Source organism: Pseudomonas sp. ADAK21 (assembly GCF_012935735.1).
Lineage (GTDB): Bacteria > Pseudomonadota > Gammaproteobacteria > Pseudomonadales > Pseudomonadaceae > Aquipseudomonas > Aquipseudomonas proteolytica.
The window spans coordinates 5,718,560-5,735,934 of record NZ_CP052857.1 but is presented as its reverse complement, the minus strand read 5'-3'; the positions used below and the strand labels follow the sequence as shown (position 1 = coordinate 5,735,934).

General features: G+C 59.9%; 10 protein-coding genes. 5 read left to right on the top strand and 5 right to left on the bottom strand.

Annotation, left to right across the window (positions count from 1 at the left end):
* Nucleotides 1-308: 308 nt before the first annotated feature.
* Nucleotides 309-4,958: a hypothetical protein gene (locus HKK57_RS25805; RefSeq protein WP_169391098.1), complete on the bottom strand. Its 4,650-nt coding sequence runs from the start codon at nucleotides 4,956-4,958 to the stop codon at nucleotides 309-311.
* A 153-nt stretch (nucleotides 4,959-5,111) separates the two neighbouring features.
* Here HKK57_RS25805 and HKK57_RS25800 point away from each other — a divergent pair, with 153 nt between their 5' ends.
* The 3 genes from HKK57_RS25800 to HKK57_RS25790 all read left to right on the top strand — a co-directional run bounded on the left by HKK57_RS25800 (nucleotide 5,112) and on the right by HKK57_RS25790 (nucleotide 6,891).
* Entirely contained in the window at nucleotides 5,112-5,399 is a 288-nt protein-coding gene (locus tag HKK57_RS25800) for a DUF5629 family protein (RefSeq protein ID WP_029294763.1), read from the top strand.
* Nucleotides 5,386-6,549, top strand: a complete 1,164-nt coding sequence (locus HKK57_RS25795) for a lactonase family protein (protein ID WP_169391097.1) — start codon at nucleotides 5,386-5,388, stop codon at nucleotides 6,547-6,549. Before HKK57_RS25800 ends, HKK57_RS25795 begins: the two co-directional genes overlap by 14 nt.
* A 162-nt stretch (nucleotides 6,550-6,711) precedes the next feature.
* Nucleotides 6,712-6,891, top strand: a complete 180-nt coding sequence (locus HKK57_RS25790) for a hypothetical protein (protein WP_104912144.1) — start codon at nucleotides 6,712-6,714, stop codon at nucleotides 6,889-6,891.
* Between the two features lie 213 nt (nucleotides 6,892-7,104).
* On the opposite strand, the gene HKK57_RS25785 is transcribed toward HKK57_RS25790, so the two are convergent.
* The 4 genes from HKK57_RS25785 to HKK57_RS25770 form a co-directional block, all read right to left on the bottom strand.
* Nucleotides 7,105-7,710 carry a glutathione S-transferase gene (locus HKK57_RS25785; protein WP_154907406.1) on the bottom strand — a complete coding sequence of 202 codons (606 nt, stop codon included), beginning with the start codon at nucleotides 7,708-7,710 and terminating at the stop codon, nucleotides 7,105-7,107.
* The gene (locus HKK57_RS25780) at nucleotides 7,707-11,345 is read right to left on the bottom strand and encodes an AAA family ATPase (RefSeq protein WP_169391096.1); all 3,639 of its coding nucleotides are present in this window, start codon (nucleotides 11,343-11,345) and stop codon (nucleotides 7,707-7,709) included. Before HKK57_RS25780 ends, HKK57_RS25785 begins: the two co-directional genes overlap by 4 nt.
* Nucleotides 11,342-12,583: an exonuclease SbcCD subunit D C-terminal domain-containing protein gene (locus HKK57_RS25775; RefSeq protein WP_169391095.1), complete on the bottom strand. Its 1,242-nt coding sequence runs from the start codon at nucleotides 12,581-12,583 to the stop codon at nucleotides 11,342-11,344. The genes HKK57_RS25780 and HKK57_RS25775 overlap by 4 nt, the downstream gene beginning before the upstream one ends.
* 345 nt (nucleotides 12,584-12,928) lie before the next feature.
* Nucleotides 12,929-13,138: a hypothetical protein gene (locus tag HKK57_RS25770; RefSeq protein WP_169389584.1), complete on the bottom strand. Its 210-nt coding sequence runs from the start codon at nucleotides 13,136-13,138 to the stop codon at nucleotides 12,929-12,931.
* A 238-nt stretch (nucleotides 13,139-13,376) separates the two neighbouring features.
* On the opposite strand from HKK57_RS25770, the gene HKK57_RS25765 reads away from it, so the two are divergent.
* Together HKK57_RS25765 and HKK57_RS25760 are read left to right on the top strand one after the other, a co-directional pair.
* Complete coding sequence (locus HKK57_RS25765) at nucleotides 13,377-15,323, top strand: hypothetical protein (protein WP_169391094.1); 1,947 nt, start codon at nucleotides 13,377-13,379, stop codon at nucleotides 15,321-15,323.
* Between the two features lie 99 nt (nucleotides 15,324-15,422).
* Nucleotides 15,423-17,336 carry a hypothetical protein gene (locus HKK57_RS25760; protein WP_029294777.1) on the top strand — a complete coding sequence of 638 codons (1,914 nt, stop codon included), beginning with the start codon at nucleotides 15,423-15,425 and terminating at the stop codon, nucleotides 17,334-17,336.
* Nucleotides 17,337-17,375: the final 39 nt, after the last annotated feature.

Genomic DNA, 17,375 nt, shown 5'->3' with positions numbered 1-17,375 from the left:
GCCCTATGCGACCACATAGCCAGGGTTTATCGCTCGAACGACAGAAACCAACGCTCAGCCAACGCCTTGCCAATCAACCCGCGGTGTATGTCTACCACCGCCTGGGTGCCCTGCGGCTTGTCCAGCAGCTCAATGCACAAAAACTGTGGCGAGCGGGCTTGCCCCGCGCTGGGCTGCGCAGCAGCCCTAAAACCCAGCGCTACGGTGTATCTGTCACACCGCATTCGACTTACTGGGGCTGCTTTGCAGCCCAGCGCGGGGCAAGCCCGCTCGCCACGGCGGCCCTATGCGACCACATAGTCAGGGTTTTATCGCTCGAACGACAGAAACCAACGCTCAGCCAACGCCTTGCCAATCAATCCACGGTGTATGTCTACCACCGCCTGGGTGCCTTGCGCCTTGTCCAGCAGGGTGTAGTAGTTTTGCCGGCGTTGCTCGCGGGTTTTCAAGTGCGCGGTGCTGTACTCGGTCTTGGGGGTAGTCGCGGCGGGGTAGTGAAAGTGCGCGTACCACACCGGGTAACCTGCACTGTCGTTGATCGCGTATTCCTGGATGAAGTCCCGTCGCTCACCGCTCAATTGAAGACGCTCGCCCAGTTTCGCCACGCTGACCTGGCCTTGCGTGATCAGGTACTCCAGGTTGCCGTGGTTCGGCGGCAGTTCCAGGCACAATTGGCGGCGCAGCGCCTGGCCCCGGGTGCTCAAGCGCGCTGAGGCCAGGTGCAGATCGCTGGCCAGCTTCTGGTCGGCGGCGATGCGCGCGCTTTCGGCCTGGGCCTGGATCGCCCGGTCCAGCTCGCTGGCCAGTTTGTCGTAGCGCGAAGCCTCGTACTGCAGCACCTCTTCCACCTCTTGCGGATGCCGGGAGATTTTCCGGTAGTCCTCGGCCCGGCGCAGGTGGTCGTCCAGCATTGCCAGCAACTTGCGCGCCTCGCCCTTGACGACGCTGACGGCACGGGTAGTAAGGGCCGGCGTTGGCGGTGGGGCTTCGATAAACTCGACCCATTCGTCGCCACGCTGCGAGTACATGCCCAGCAACTGGTTGCTGACCTCGTCTCGTACCTCCACCACTTCCAGGCTGCCGACGGAGCTGACCTGGCCGATAAACGTGCCTTTTCTCTGGGTTTTTATGACCCGTTTCAGCGGCCTTCCGGCGCTGACGGGGGGACGCTTGGGTGGGCGCCTTGCAGGTTGCGCAATGGGTTTGACTTCGTTGGCCAGGCGCTGGGCGGCGTTCTGGTAAAGCGCCTCGATCACCCCGATGAGCTTGCCGGTGTACATCGGGTCGAGCACTTCGGCATCGACAATGTTCAACCCCCGCAGGCCGTCCAATGCACTGCCGTAGTGCTCCATCAGGCTCTCCAGCACACTCAGGCGATCGCCCGCTGAAAGCTCCAGGCTGTTGAGTTCACCGTGGGTGCGTACATGTTGCTGCAAGGGCGAGACGATACTGTCCAGGGCGTTGAACAACGGGTGGGCAAAGTCCTTGACGATCATGCGCTTCAAACCACGGATCTGCAGGTCCTTGACGGCCAGGGCGGTGATTTCGTTCGGCCGGCCCTCGGTCAGGCGCTCGTACACGGCAGCGCCACTGGTGCCCAGGCCGAATAATTGCTCCAGCAAACGCTCCTGCAGTTCGAGCCAATGGATGGTGCGCTCGTTGATCTCCAGCAAGTGCACGAGGAACTGCTGATAGCCCGCTTGATCGCGCAGCACTGCCAGCGACAACGCGGGGCCCTCGACGCCAAAACGCTGATAGGTGCGGTACAGCGCCAGCCGATCCTTTTCCGCGATGATCACGTGTTTACGGCTATTTTTAATGGTGTTTTCCAGGAGCGCCAGGGTGTCTTTGAGCGGTGGTGAGATGCGCAGTTCCTCCCGTTCCTTGAGGCTATCGAGGATCTGTTGGTACTCGGTGGTTTCCTCGTTGAGCGTGGCGTCGAATTGCCGGCGGGCATTGGCCAATTGCACCTCGTTGGGCCGGGGCAGTTGTTCCAGGTTCAGCATGGCCTGCTGCGCCTGGTCCGTGGCGGCGATCAAGGCCCGTTGGCGCAACTGCATGCGCTGATAAGCAGCGGTCAGCGCCTCGATGCGCTGCGCCTTGCGCTGGCGTTCGGCAGCGATGCGTTTGGGCGGCATGCCGCCGCGCAGGCGCAACCGCGTATCGACTGTCCAGGCCCCACGTTCATCGACCCACAGATAAGGGCCGCGCCGCGTGCTGTCGGCAGCATCGACAAGCACCACGCTGGCGTCATCCTCCAGGCTGACCCGATACAGGTCGCCATTGACCACGGCGTACCAGCGGTCCTCGACCGTATACAAGCCTTTGTATGGCCCGCTCGATTGCGGCGCCGGCAGTTTGGGAGGCGCGTCAACTTTGAAGGCCTGCAGGCGTGACAGCTGGTTGGGGGTGAGGCGATGACGGGCCTGGATGAAGCTGAAATCCAGCGCTGCGTTGTCGCCGCGCGCCATTTCCCCCGGCAGTCCTACCGTGCCCTGGCGCACCTGCGCTGCAGGCGGCACGGGCCATGCGTCACTTTCACGGCGCCGCAGCGATGTGCTCAGGGCTTGCTGCCTGAGCGTCGAATCGAGGCTTGACCAAGCCTTTGCCGGCGCAAAGTCCAGCAGCAACATCGCGACGTTGAGCAACAGATCGATCGTTGCCTGCTCCTTGGCGCTGGTGTCGTCGCTGACGATGGTCTGGATGGCCTGGGTGAAGCTGGCAGTCATCGTCAACAACCAACCCACGAGCATCGCCGGGCCGCGCAAGCCCTGCAGCAGGCTGCCGAACAACAGGCTCGCGCCCTCCATCAACACTTGCCAACGGCTCTCACGGTTGGAGGTCGATTCACGTTCGGCCTGGTCGACCAGGGCGCGGCTATGCTCGCTGAACAGGTACTGCATCAGCCGCCCGGTCACCAGGCACTGTTGCAACTCGTCATTGATCCCATCGCTGCCCAGGGTTGCCGGTGGCGGCGTGCGTACCGGAGCGAACTCGCTGCCCAGGCCAAACCGCAGATAGTGGGGCTCGCGGAACCCTCCGTGATCGTAGATCGGTCGCGCACTGTCCGACAGCCACGTCAGCACACTGGCCTGCAATGCGCCGGGCTGCGCCATCGCCTCGAACAGCGCCGCGCGGCTGGGGTATTGCTGCAAGGACGTGGCGTAGAGCGGCCGGTACAGCAAGAGCGGGCCTGGGGAAATGTCCTGGTATTCGATCAGGTACATGTTCTCGACTTTGTCTGCTGCCGCATTGGGACTGCGCAGCAGGGCGAGGTGCCGGATCACCACAGGGCGCTGGTGGACGTGCTGGTTGCTGGGGGCGGGCTGCATCAGCGCGGCGACCATGCGTGCGCCTTCTGCGCTGATGCCGAGCTCGTGCTTGAGGCTCAGCTCCAGGGCCAGCAGCGGCAATTGCAGCACCTGTTGCTCGCTGAACAGCCGTTCGCGCCGCAGCGCCTCGGGGCTGTCGCTCAGCAATGCGTCCTTGAGCAGCAGGGGATAGTGCTTGCCAATGTCGACCCGCTCGATCAGGCCATCACTGCCCATCACCGCATCGGTGGTCAGCCAGGCCGGCAGGGTGTGTGCCAGGCGATGAGTGAGCGCCACCTGGCCGCTGGGGCGTGCGGCGAGGTTGCGGATCGCCAGGTCCGTGAGGCTGATGGGCAGCCGTTCGACAATGCCGGCCCCACCGGGATAGCCCGCGGCGACGGTAAAGGTCAGCATCACCTCATCGGGGTGGGGCAGGGTGGTCAAGGGGGCCTGCGCCTGGGCGGCCAGTCGCTGTAACTCACGCTGCAAGGCGTTGACCGTATAGGTGCGCAGGTCGTCGATGCCGCTCAGGTAAGTTTCATCGCCGGCGCGCTGCCGCGCGCTGGCCAGCTCCAGGCTTAATTGCCTATAGCGGTAACGCTCCGAGGGCGTGGCGCGGCGCAAAGGATCCGGTACGTGCGCGCGCAGGCTGTCCAGGTGGGCGTAGGGGGTTTGGTCGGCATCAAGGAAGTAGAGCGCCGGCTCCGTGAGTTCGGTGTACAGGGTTTGCAGGCTGCGCCAGTCCTTGCCCAGGGGCAGCTTGAGGGCGGCGAGGTGTTCCAGTTGTTGATTGAGCAGCAGGCTGGCCTGATGCTCGAAGATCGAACCCTGCGGCTCGTAGCGGTGGGTGGTGAGAGTCTGCGCCACAAAGCGTGCATCCAGGCGCTGGCTCCAGGCGGTATTGAACTCGCCCATGGAGGCAAAGCACTCGACATGCCCGTTGGGCGCACACAGCAGCACCGGGGCGCGGCCATTGATGGGGCGCGTCAGGAGCAGATACTCCGACAACAGGCGGGTGGTTTGCCCGTTGTGTTCCACCACCGTCTCCAGGCTGTAGGCAATCACCGCCTGCTCACCGTGGCGGGCGATGCGCTGGGCGCGTTCGGGAAAGCTCACGAGCTGGTCGAGGGTTTGCCGCGAGGCCGCGTCCAGTCCCGACTGCTTCAGGCCGCTGGTGCGCAGGGTGTTCATCAGCCAGTCGCCGAGCCAGCGCCAGCGGGTGACGCCACTGGGGCCACTGGCATTCCAGTCATCGACCAGCGCGTCTTGCAAGGCGATGGGCAGCAGGGCGGGCAGCTCGCGGATCAGCCCTTCGATCACCTGCATGTCGATGTTCTGATTGAGTTCGGGCAGCTTCAAGCGCTTGGGTGGCGTCTGCGAGAGGTAAGGCAACAGCCCGTGACGTTCGCTGAAGTCCAGGTCCGCGCCACCGCCCAAATAGTCCTGAACCACGCTCATCAGTGGCTTGAACCGCCAACTGCGGCTGGGTTGTGGCTCGGCAAGTTGGATTTGCTGCAGATCAAAGACCAGGTTGGGGTAACGCTCGCTGAGGTTGCGCTGCAACAGTGCCTGGACGGTGGTGGCGAGCGGCTGACGGCTGGCAAATTGCTGGCTGACCGCCTGGGCGGCCAGGAAAACAGGGGGCATGGCAGATTCCGTTCTGTGGGGTTGATAGAACCCAACAGTGGCGGTTGTCGTCGGGGCAGAGGTGGTAGCGGGCTACCCCAACCCCACGTGGAACGAGAAAGAACCCAGGGATTGGCCTATCATCTGTTTTTTTTCAACAGATGACTGATAGTGATGACTGCCGTTAACCTGCCGACTGCCCTTGAAACCTGCAACATGCTCGAAATCGATGGCCTGTATACCTTTGATTTCAAGCTGGAAGGGTGCTTGCACATTGAGTGCATGGATGGCCGGGACAAGAAGCGCTGGCGCTTTACTCCAGAACAGGTATTGGCCGCCGTCTTCGATGAAACCTTGCAAAGCTGGACCCTCACTAGCGACTCGGGCCAGCACCGCCTGGTGTGCATGAGTGGGATCAGTGGCAGCAACCACGACGAGGATGAAGACGATGCTGATGCGTAAATTCTGGCCTTTGCTGATGGCCGGCAGTGTGGGGGCGATGTCAGTCCAGGCCGCGCCGGCCCAGACCCACGAACTGCTGGTGGGCAGCTACACCGCAGGTGCCAGCGAAGGTATCTATCGGGTGCAGTTCGACAGCCGCACCGGGCACTTCGCCGGCCCTGCGGTGCTGGCCGCGAAGACGCAAAACCCGTCGTGGCTGACGATGTCCAGCGACCGCAAGCGCTTGTTCGTGGTCAATGAAAACGGCCCCGGCCAGCAGGACACGGTCGGGCGCGTGAGCAGCTACCGCATCGACCCGGACAGCCGCCAGTTGCACCTTATCAATCAGGTGCAGAGCCTGGGCAACGAACCGACTCACTCCAGCCTGGCAGCCGATGGCCGGTTTCTGTTCGTGGCCAACTACAGCGTGCTGGAAGATCCGGGTGGCAGCCTGGCGATCCTGCCTGTAGATGCCGAGGGCAGGCTGGCGGCACCGGTGCAACTGAGTTCCCATCCCGCCAGTGGGGTCAACCCCGAGCGCCAGGCGTCCAACCATGTGCATTCAGTGGTGTCTTCGCCCGATGGCAAGTTTGTGTTTGCCAATGATCTGGGGGCCGACAAGACCTTTGTCTATCGCTATGACCCCAAGGCCAATCCCGAGCGCCCACTGGTGCCGGCGGCCGTGGTAGAGCTGCCGGCGGGCAGCGGTCCACGTCACCTGCTGTTCAGCGCCGACGGCAAACACGCCTGGCTGACCATGGAGATGAGCGCGCAGATTGCCGTCTTCGACTATCAGGACGGCCAACTGACCCGAACCCAACTGGTGGACATGGCTGCCGGGCAACCGACGTCGGACAAGGCCGGCGCGGCGTTGCATGCCTCTGCTGACGGCAAGTTCCTGTATGTCAGCAACCGGGGCACGGCCAACACGTTGCTGGTCTACAGCATCGACCCGGCGACAGCCCAGTTGAAGGAAATCCAGCGCCGCTCCGTGGAAGGCGATCACCCCCGTGAATTCAGCCTCGATCCAAGCGGCAGGTTCCTGTTGGTCGCCAACCAGAAAAGCAACCAGATCGTGGTAATCGAACGCGATACCCAGACCGGCCTGTTGGGTAAAACCGTGCAGAAACTGGCGATCGATGCGCCCAGCGACCTCAAGTTCCTGATGTGACAATCCGCCACAGGCTCCGTGGTTCGGGGCCTGTGGTGTTGTATTAATCGTGGTGATAACAGCTACTGTTTCAAAGCATTTCTGCGTTCAACCCCCTCGGCGTAAGTTGGGTTCCAAGGCCTCCACGGGCCACCTGACCAACCGAACACAAGGGTTACCGCCATGAACTTCAATCTCTTCTCGATCATCGCCGCTTCCGCCGTTTCCGCCACCGTTGCCTTGCCAGCCAGCGCCAGCGTGGAAATCAGCAGCAAAAAATCCAGCACCAGCGCCTACACCCAGAAATACCTGCAGCAAAGTGCCAACTTCTATGCGGCTCTGGACCACAAGATCCATTCCTGAGTTGTGGCTAGGGGGCTTTTTGTGGCGAGGGGGCTTGTCCCCCGCTGGGGTGCGCAGCAGCCCCAGTAAGGACTGCCGAGTAGTATCAGGCACACCGAGGGGGGTGGTTTTGGGGCTGCTGCGCACCCCAGCGGGGGACAAGCCCCCTCGCCACAAAAAGCCCCCTAGCCACAAAAAGCCCCATCACCACAAAAAGCTCTCCTGACCACAGGCTCAGCCCTTGGCCATGACCCCGGTAAACAGTGCTGACGCCAAAAACCGCTCCAGCCACTGTTGCAAACGCGGATAAGGCGCGCCAGCAAACCACTCCCGATCCACATGGGCAAACTGCCGCACAAACGGTGCCAGCGCCACATCCGCCAGGCTCAGGTGATCGGCCAGCAAGTAGTCGCGCTGCGCCAGCAACGCCTCCAGCCTGCGCAAAAATACTTCGCCCTCGGCGCGATAGTGTTCCACCGGCTGCGCTGGATAACGCTCGGCGTATTTATAGCGATTCAAGTGCACCTTGAAGACCAGGTCATTTTCTTCAATCAACCCTGCCATCAGCCCCTGCGCCGCGGGATCATCCTTGAGCAACCAGTCCTCGGGGTCGTTCTGCGCCAGCGCCCAGCGCATGATCGCCAGGCTCTCGTCGATCACCTGGCCGCCCACATTCAACACCGGCACCGTGCCCTTGGGTGAGAGCGCCAACATTTGGGCCGGCTTGGCCTTGAGGCTGACCTCGACAATCTCTACCGCCACCGCGCAATAGCGCAGCGCCATGCGTGCGCGCATGGCGTACGGGCAGCGGCGAAACGAATACAGCAGTGCCTCGCTCACTTCACCTCCAGAGTGCTCAAGCCATTGCCTTGGCGCTTGACCTGGATCTGCACGGGGATGCGCTCGTGCATTTCCTGCACGTGGGAGATCACCGCCACCTTGCGCCCCTGGGCCTGCAGGCCGTCCAGGGCGTCCATCGCCAGTTGCAAGGATTCGGGATCCAGGCTGCCGAAGCCTTCGTCGATAAACAACGACTCGATCTTCAAGGTGCTGGAGGCCATCGACGCCAACCCCAGCGCCAGGGCCAGGGAGACCAGGAACGTCTCGCCACCGGACAGCGAGTGCACCGAGCGCAGTTCATCGCCCATCTCCGTGTCCAGCACCAGCAGGCCCAGCATGCTGCCGCCGCGCTTGAGGCGGTAGCGGCGCACCAGTTGACGCAGTTGCACGTTGGCGTGGTGCACCAGCAGGTCGAGGTTGTAGGCCTGGGCAAACTTGCGGAACTTGTCGCCGGTGGCCGAACCGATCAGCGCATCGAGTCGGGCCCAGCGCTGCCACTCTTCATAAGCCTTGGCGGTGGTGAGCGCCAGTGTCTGGTTGGCGTCCTGGCGTCGCTGGTCTTCGGCTTGTCGGGCGCGCAGTTCGGCGCAGTGTTTTTCGCCGCTGTCCAATTGCTGGGTGAGATCGGCCAGGGCATTGTCCAGCTGTTCGGCGTCAAGGTTGCCATTGTGCAAGGCCTGGTGGTCCTTGAGGCGTTGCTCGCGTTCCTGCAGGAGGACCTTGGCCTGTTCGATGGCCTTTTCGCTGTGCTGCACCTGTTGGCGCAGCTGGTTGACGCCGGCCTCGTCGAAGGCCAACAGATGGGTCAGGCCTGTGTCGTCCAACTCCGGATGCTGGGCACGCCAGTCGCTGATACGCCCTTGCAGCGCCTGCAGTTCGGTGTCCAGGGCTTGCTGGCGTTCCTGGCGGGACTTGAGGTCGGCGGCCAGTTGGATCAGTTCGTTGCGGGTTTCCTGCAACTGTTGATTGGCCTGGGTCTCGCTGTGGCGGGCCTGTTCCACGGCCTGCTCGAGTTGCTGCTGCCAGTGCTCGGCGCTGCTATGTGTGCCCAGCAGCGCGCTGAGTTTCTCCTGTGCGGCCTGCTGCTGGTGGGTCAGCTCGGTCAACTGCTGCTGCAGCACGGCCAACTGTTGCTGGCGATGTTGCTGGCGGTCCTGTTCTTTTTCGATGGCTTGCTGGCGTTGTTGTTGCTCGGCCAGTTCATCCTTCTGGTAGCCAAGCTGCTCCAGGCGCTGGCTGATCTGCTGGTCCAGCAGCATGAACGTTGCCGCTGGCTCCGTGCGCAGGCCGGCCAGGGTCTCGGCCGGTAGCAGGCTGGCGAAGGCATTGAGTTCTTCGTCCAGGCGTTCGCGGTCGCTGGCCAGTTCCCGTTGCTGGTCGATCAGTTGTTGGCGGGCTTGCTGGCTGGCGTCCTGGGCGGCTTGCAACTGCTGCTGCAGGCGCCCGGCATTTTGTTGCAGGTTGAGCAGGGCGCCCTGGCGCTGTTCGTCCTGGGTGATGCTCTGGTTGAGCTGGCCCAGTTGCTGCGCCAGCCAGGCGCTGCGTTTGCCGCTGTCCTGGTTGAACAGGGCGGCGCTCAACGGATGGGCCTCGAGGCTCGGCGCCAGGGCCTGGAGCTGGCTCGTCAGTTGTTCCTGTTGTTGCAGGAACTCCTTTTGCTGGGCGATCAAGCCGCCGACTTCACCGCGCAGTTCGGTGAGCTTTTCCTTGAGGCTATCGACGGCTTGCTGCGCACGGGCTTCTTCGTTTTCATCATGGCGCGTGAGGCTGTGCAGCAGGGCTTCGGGCTGGTGATACGGATGCTCGACGCTGCCGCACACCGGGCAGGGCTGCTCATCCTGCAATTGCCCACGCAACTCTTCGACACTGGCACTGCGCGCCAGGCGCTGGCGTTCCAGCAACTGCTTGGTCACGCTCAGGGTCTGCTCGGCCACCGCCAGCTCGGCCTTGGCTTGCAGGCCGGTCTGGTTCAGTTGCTCGCGCTGTTGTTGGGCGGTGGCTTGCTTGCGGGCCAGTTCCTGCTGTTGCTGGTCCAATTGCTGCTGGCTGTCCCAGAGCCGCGTCAACTCCTCGAAGGCCCGTTGTTGCTTGCGATTGTCCTTGAGCAGGCTGTCGAGCAACTGGATCTGCTCGGCCACGGCCTGGGGTTCGGCGCCGGCCTCCTGGTACAGCAGGTCCAGGGCAGTGCGCTGTTGGGTCCATTGCTCGCTGGCGCGGTTGGCCCGTTCCTCAAGCTGCGGCAGCTCGGCCTGGCCTTTGTTCAGGCGATTGCCGATCAGCATCAGTTGCTGCAGGCGATCGCGGTAGGCGTTCCAGGCATCACTCAAGGGCGCGAGGGCGGCGCTGCGTTCAAGCTGTGCGGCCAGCTGTTGCAGGCGGCTGGCAACCTGCTGTTGCTGGGTGTGCAGGGCATCCAGGCTGGCCTGGCCCTCGGTGCAGGCGGTTTGCCCAAGCTGCAGTTGCTCGCTGCTTTGGGCCAGCTCGCGGGTCAGGCGGGTGAGGGTGCTGTGTTCCTCGAAGGCCTGGCGCAGCAACGGCGCAGCCTCGGTCTGTTGCTGCAGGGCCACGGCCAAGGCGCCGTGCGCGCTGGCTTGTTGCTGCTGCAGTTGTTCCTGACGCGCGTGCAGGGCTGTCTGCTGCTCAAGGTGTTGGCGGATCTGCGCCGCCAGGGGCTCCAACTGGCCGGTCAACTCGCTGTGCCGCGCAAAATGATGACGCTGCGGCGCCAGTTGCTCCAGGCGGCTCAAGTCCAGGCGTTGCGGGCCCTGGCTGTGCCACGCCTGTTCGGCCTGTTGCAGTTGCTCGACCGCACTGTGCTGGCGCTCTTGCCACTCGCGCAGTTCCTTGAGCCAGGTGTGTTGCAGTTCGAGCTGTTTGAGCTGGGCCTGCTGGGTCTTGAGCTGCTGCTGAGCCGCGCTCAACTGTTGATCCAGCTCGGCGCGGGCCTCGGCCGGCAGCGGCGTGACACCTGTGGCTTGGTCCTGCAGCAGCTTGTGGGCGTCCTTGGCCTCCCGGGCCTTGACGAACGCGCGCTGCCCCAGTTGGGTGTAGAGCGCGGTGTCGGTGAGTTTTTCCAGCAGTTCGCTGCGCTCGTTGTCGTTGGCCTTGAGAAACGCGCTGAACTCACTTTGCGCCAGTAGTACAGCCCGGGTGAACTGCTCGAAATTCAGGCCCAGCGCCAGTTCCAGCTGGGTCTTGTATTCGGTTTTCTGGCTGGCCAGCAGTTGTTCGCTGTCCAGGTCGATCAGGCTCTGGCGGCTGTGTTGCAGCTTGCCGCTGGCCTTGTCCCGGGCGCGGTTGGCTTCCCAGCGCGCACGGTAGCGGCGCCCGTTGACGCCGATAAAGTCGACCTCGGCATAACCTCCACCGGTGCCACGCCGGATCAGGGTGCGTGGGTCGCCAATGGAGATATCGGTATCGGCATCGGGCATTTTCGCCTGGCCGGTATCGCCCAGGCGTGGCACGGCGCCAAACAGCGCCAGGCAGAGGGCGTCGAGCAAGGTGCTTTTACCGGCGCCGGTGGGCCCGGTAATCGCAAACAACCCGGCGCTGGCCAGGGGCTCGGCGGTAAAGTCGATCTCGAATGGCCCGGCCAGCGAGGCGAGGTTTTTCAGGCGGATGGCGAGGATCTTCATGGCTGTTTGCCCTCCTGTTGCACGTCCTGGAGCAGCACGGCGAAATCCTTCAGGGTCTGTTCATCCACTTCACTGCCATAGCTGTCCTGCCAGGCGCGGCTGAACAGTTCCTGGGGGGTGAGCTGGTCGAGTTCGATCAGGGTGTCTTCGTCACTGCCGTCGCTGCCGCGTTGGCCGGCGTACTCGGCGGCGATGCGCACCAGGCGCACCGCCTTGCCCAGCAGGGCCGTTTCGATTTGCTGGCGCAGGTCCGGTTGCGGCTCGTCGAGGCGCACCCGCACTTCGAGCCAAGGGTGGCGCTGGGTTTCGGCGAGCAGGTCGATATCCGGCAGATCGGCCAGGGCCTTGAGGATATCGGCCAAAGGCGCGGCTTCCAGGCGTTGCAGGTTGACCGCGCGCGGAATAAGGAGGGGTTCGACGCTGACCAGCATTTGGCCCTGGAATGTCACGTCGAGAATCTGGTGCTTGTAGCCGATTTCGGAGAACGACAGCGGAATCGGTGAGCCGCTGTAGCGAATCCGCTCTTCGCCATTCACCTTTTGCGGCTTGTGCAAATGGCCGAGGGCAACATAGCCGACACTCTTGTCGAACAGGTTGGCCGGCAGCGCCTCGGCATTGCCGATGATCAGGCTGCGCTCTGAGTCTTCCGACACCGAACCACCGGCCATATGCGCATGGCTGATGGCAATCAGCGCCTGGCCTTTTTTGCGTTTGGCGTTGGCGGCGGCAATCAGCCATTCATGGACCTGGCCGATGCCGCGCAGGTAGTCGTCACCCAGGTGCGCACCGGTCACTTCTGCCGGGCGCAAGAACGGTAATGCCAGGCACCACGCGGCGATCTTGCCTTTGGCATCCGGCAACGGGATCAGCAGGCGCTCGGCATCCAATTGCCCATCGTCCAGCCACAACACGCGGCCCAGCGCATGGGTACGCAAACGGCGCATCAACGGCGCAGGCAGTTCGATGCGCGAGCCGGAATCGTGGTTGCCGGCGATCATCACGATGGTCAGCGTCGGGTTTTGTTCATGGGCGCTGATGATGAAGTCATACAGGCGCTCCTGAGCCTTGAGCGGCGGGTTGACCGTGTCGAAGATGTCGCCGGCGATCAGCAGCGCATCGGGGCCATGCAGTTTCAGTTGGCCCAGCAGCCAATCGAGGAAACAGGCGTGCTCGAAGTCGCGTTCCTGGCCGTGGAGGTTTTGGCCAAGGTGCCAGTCGGAGGTGTGGAACAGACGCAAGGCGAACTCCGTGGGGAAGAGGTAAAGAGGGGAGGAGTTTACCTGTGTAGGCGCTGGCGTGCCTGAGAAGGCGGTGGGGCAATTGAAAAAACTGCCAGCTGACACACCGCTTTCTCTTCAGGGCTGCACAAATCAAATGTGGGAGGCCCCACTACTTCTTCGAAGTAGTGCCGTCGCGCATCAAACTGGATACCCTGAGGCGATCGGGCTTGTCGGAACGCCGCATCGCCCGCTCGCCACAGGGAGTTCGTCAGTGCCTGAAAGTTGTGTAGATACCGATGCTGCGATGGCGGCGTGTCAGTCGAATTTTGGTGTGTCTAATGAAGTGAAAACGGGACAGGTCTTTTAAATAGATCTGTCCCGTTTTTGCCGTTTTTGTCCCGTTTTTTTGGCGTTGGCGGCGGCAATGAACCATTCATATACCTGGCCGATACCACGCAGGTAGTCTTCAGTCAGGCGTGCTTGAAGTCGCGTCCCTGGCCGTGGAGGATTTGGCCCAGGTGCCAGCCCTATCTTTTTATAGGCACAGTGCGGCGTTTTTTCGAATGCGCTCATTTATTGAAGACTCCGATTATCAGACGAGTGGTCGACTTACCTGTCAGATATGACAGTAGACAGTGATTTTTCGGCAGCGCTTACTGTTAGTACTTGCCTACACCACGACGTGATTTAGCTTCATTACGAATGGAGCGGGCAAAGGCTAGTTCTTGAGCGTTGATACTAGCTATTTATTCACGCGACCACTGAGTCTGGTTGCTGATTGTAGATATTCTAATGTCTGGAGGTCTATCTTATGTCAATTCCTGTGGCAACTCATGTGACGATTATCGGTGAGGCCGTTGCGGGTGCAGTGGTCCGCGGCAGTTACTTTTACGTTAATGATATTCCCGAGCAGAACTCTATATATAGATGGTATATAGATGGAACTTCATTTATAGAGGCTAAAAGCCTTGACTTTCAAATACAGGCATCCCTCAGTGGAGCAAAAATCAGATTTTCGGTAACACCAATGGATGAGAGTGGTGACATTGGTATAGAAACCTTCTCGCCGGAGATAGAGATCTCTGATGGTTATCAGAATATTACCGACGAAGAGCATCGTAATAGTTTTGTTTCCCAGCGGGGTCATTCTTCTTATTATGTGCCAGATCCTAAAGATAGAGTGTTTGTCGCTAGCGCACAGGCCTTTTCACTGACTGACGGGAAAACGCAAAGTGTTCATATCAGAGGGCGTGCTGATCATGCGGGTGATCCCCCGCAAGAAATACGCCAATACCTGAAAAATAATCCAGCTACGCGTATGTTTTCGACCGAGCGAGACTTTGGTGCACTGGTACCCGTGTTGGGCAGTACTAAGCGCCTGTTGTTGTGGGGGACTAATATGGCTAATGTTCCCCCGCAGCTGGACTTGAATAATATTAAGTATGTGTATAGCAATCGTACGGCGGTCGCCTTTATTTATGACAATCCGGCGCCTGGAAAAAATACGATCGGCGCATTTGGCAATGCCGCGAACGGCGGAGTGGTCCCAGATGAGATTCAGAGGAATCTGCTGTTCGATCCGCCTAAGGCAATCTATGCGACGGAAACCGCGTTTGCGGTATTGACTTACAGGGGAACTGTCTATGCTTGGGGTCAGGCTGCGGGCGGAGGAGTTATTTCTTTAAATGCTCAGAATTACTTAAGGACGATGAAGGTTGAGCGGATTATCAGCACAGCCGGTGCGTTTTGCGCGATTGGTCCGCAAGTCATCAATGACCCTGAAATCAAGCACGTCGTGACTTGGGGCGACGCGGCTAACGGCGGGGCAATTTCTGCCCAGGACCTGACTTACATTCTTGATCAGGATGGTGTTGAGCAGGTCGTTGCCAATCGCAATGCTTTCTGCGCTGTGACGAAATTGCGCAGAAGAGCGATAAGTTGGGGGGCGGCAAGCTACGGAGGAACCATGACCGAAGCTGCACGAAGACTCGCTGCCGGAGGCAATATTCTTTTATGCCAAGGCTCTGCGTGGGCCTTTACCATGTTCAATAACTCCGGGCTGTCTGAATCTTGGGGCGCATCGGGTTATGGTGGACTTTCCGGTCACGAGGGGTCTGACGACGAAAACGACGCTGGGAAAGTATTTGAAAAAAGCGTTGAAAAGAATCGCATTGAAGCACTCTTCAAAGATATGCGGATCAATGATTGGTATCAACAACAACGGTCACCGACGCGCCACAGAGCAGAATGTGATCCAAGTGCTACCCCAGGCGCCAATTTAGGTGAAATTGTCACACCTAATGGCATCATCAGCCTTTACTCTAATGACTCCAGCTTTTTCATGGTTGCGAAGGAGTCCGATGGGCGAACCAAGGACCTGTTTTCTTGGGGCCAAACCCTAGGAGGTGGAGCTATTCCACCGGCTACCCGGCAAGTCCTGATGGCCAGTCAAATAACGGGTGTGCACTGCACGAATGGGGCCTATGGCGTAATTAGCACACAAGGTTTTGTTGGTGGGGTGGTTTCCGTATTTGGTGGTGGCAATGCTTATCAGGATGCAGGGGAAGTTCCGGAAGCGCTTCAGGAATATTTGAGAGGTGATGTGAGTGGACTTTACGCTCTGAAGTTTATGCCGCCCTATTATCCTACCGGCTCAAGATCGCCCTCAGCATTTGCAGCCAGACGAACAAATGGAACGTATGTTGTCTGGGGCGGCGGAGCGAGTGTAACAGATGAGTTGTATGACCCGGCCGGTTAAGGGAGTGTATGTTTTGGACGGCGCTCTACGGCTTACGTTATTTGAAGCCGTTGTAGAGAGTTGCCAACAGTTTGGATTGCTGTGATTGGAGAATTCAACATGAGCAATGTTAAGGAAAAGGCTGTTATTCGTGCTGTCCCCAGTGCAAGTGACGTAGAAATTGTGGGGGATATATTTGTAGGCGCCACTGTGCACGGCCTATATAAGTATGATGCTAATGGTGCCAGCCACGAAGGATTGTCACGCTTCTATTGGCATCTCAATGGTGAACGTTTATCTGATGAAGGGCAGTTGGATTTAAAACTCAGGCCTTCCGATGACGGTAAGTTTTTGCAGTTTTCGGTTGTGCCGGTGGACTCGGTGGGGACAACAGGTAGTGAGTATTTCTCACAGTTTTACGAGGTTCGCTCAGGTTTTCAGGGCATATCTGACGAGGAAAATGAGTGGTGTTATCTGAAGCAGCGCGGTAATTTTTCATTCCACGTCCCGGAGCCCTCAGATAGAATATTCGTTTCCTCAGGCGGGGCATTTGCGTTGCTTGAGCCAACCAGTGGCGACGTTCATTTGGAAGGGCAGACCGGCTGGGGGTTACCCGTGCCTCCTGAGATAGTTAACTTTCTAAAGAATAACAAGGCGATAAAATTATTTTCGGCAGAGTTTAGTTTTGCCGCGTTGGTGAATGTCGGTAGTACCAATCAATTGTTATGCTGGGGTAATACAATTCCATCCACTGCGCCTATTCTTCAAGGGGTAAAGTCGGTTTACAGCACTCGAAGTGCGTTTGCCGTCATTCTCGACAATCCTGCTCCCGGCGCAGACAGTATTCGTGCGATTGGCCCTGTTAATAATCCGGTCTCCACGGTTCCTGCGGAGATCCAGCGAGAATTGTGGTTCGATCCTCCCAAGGCCATTTATGCCGCAGATGATGCATTTGCTGTTTTAACTCAAAACGGCAGGGTTTACGCATGGGGGCAACCCAACAATGGCGGCAACATACCGCCAGACGTGCGGGCGCATTTGAATTCGATGTTTGTTACTCGGATAGTTGCATCGGCGATTTCCTTCTGCGCTATAGGGAGAGATGGCGACATTGCTGTCTGGGGGGCCGCTACCGGTGGCGGAAGCATTCCCACAGACCGATTGACGAGTATTCTGGACGATGGTGGCGTGCAATCCGTCATTGCCGCGACGGCGTCGTTCTGCGCCATCACGCGAAATAGGCGTAGAGCGGTCAGTTGGGGCAGGGCAGCTGAAGGGGGCGATATGAGCGCCAGTGCCGCTCAACTTGCCGCGCGCGGTAATATCATTTTGTGTCGGTCCGCCCGGTGGGCGTTTCTGATGGCTAACAGTAGCGGTCAGGCGGAGGCTTGGGGAGCCCCTCAATATGGTGGGGCTCCCTTGACTGCTCAAGAGAAGCGTCAATTCAGGCAGGTGTTGAAGGGGGCGAAAGCTGTACCGGGCTATGCCAGCCGGCGCGGCGAAAGCAGTCAGTCGCCAAGACTGCGCAGGAATGTTTCGTCCTCAGCCATTATTGTCGACGGGAATCTCAGCTTGTATGCCAACGATGTCAGCTTCTTTTTGCTGAGCCGTCATGATGACGGACGGACCAATGCAATCGTGTTGACAGGGTTGAACACTCATGGCGGCACGATGAATCCGGCGTTGCGGCAGACTCTGATGGCTAGCCTGATTCGTGACGTTTACTGTACAAATGGTGCGTACGGTGTAATCACTACGCAGGGCGGCACGGATGGGGCGGTATCAGTTTGGGGGGCCACACTGGCGATGGAAGATGCCGGTGAGATTCCTCCGGAGTTGGCTGAGTACCTGCGCAGCAACGTAACGGAGTTGTACTCGATCAAGCGTTTTCCCTACGTGGTCCTTCCACCGCCGCCGCCTCCCATCCCACCGCATACTGACCCTTCCTTTGCGGCACGTCGCACCGATGGCACTTACGTATTATGGGGTGGCAATGTAAGGAACCAGTATTTTGATCCGAGGGCAGCACAATAGCTGTGCTCTTCACCTAACAGATATATAAACAACCCGCGG

Bases quoted from the DNA above. Each gene is read 5' to 3' on its own strand.
- HKK57_RS25770 (WP_169389584.1), bottom strand. From the start codon at position 13,138: ATGAGCGCATTCGAAAAAACGCCGCACTGTGCCTATAAAAAGATAGGG.
- HKK57_RS25765 (WP_169391094.1), top strand. From the start codon at position 13,377: ATGTCAATTCCTGTGGCAACTCATGTGACGATTATCGGTGAGGCCGTT.
- HKK57_RS25805 (WP_169391098.1), bottom strand. From the start codon at position 4,958: ATGCCCCCTGTTTTCCTGGCCGCCCAGGCGGTCAGCCAGCAATTTGCC.
- HKK57_RS25795 (WP_169391097.1), top strand. From the start codon at position 5,386: ATGCTGATGCGTAAATTCTGGCCTTTGCTGATGGCCGGCAGTGTGGGG.
- HKK57_RS25760 (WP_029294777.1), top strand. From the start codon at position 15,423: ATGAGCAATGTTAAGGAAAAGGCTGTTATTCGTGCTGTCCCCAGTGCA.
- HKK57_RS25780 (WP_169391096.1), bottom strand. From the start codon at position 11,345: ATGAAGATCCTCGCCATCCGCCTGAAAAACCTCGCCTCGCTGGCCGGG.
- HKK57_RS25800 (WP_029294763.1), top strand. From the start codon at position 5,112: ATGACTGCCGTTAACCTGCCGACTGCCCTTGAAACCTGCAACATGCTC.
- HKK57_RS25790 (WP_104912144.1), top strand. From the start codon at position 6,712: ATGAACTTCAATCTCTTCTCGATCATCGCCGCTTCCGCCGTTTCCGCC.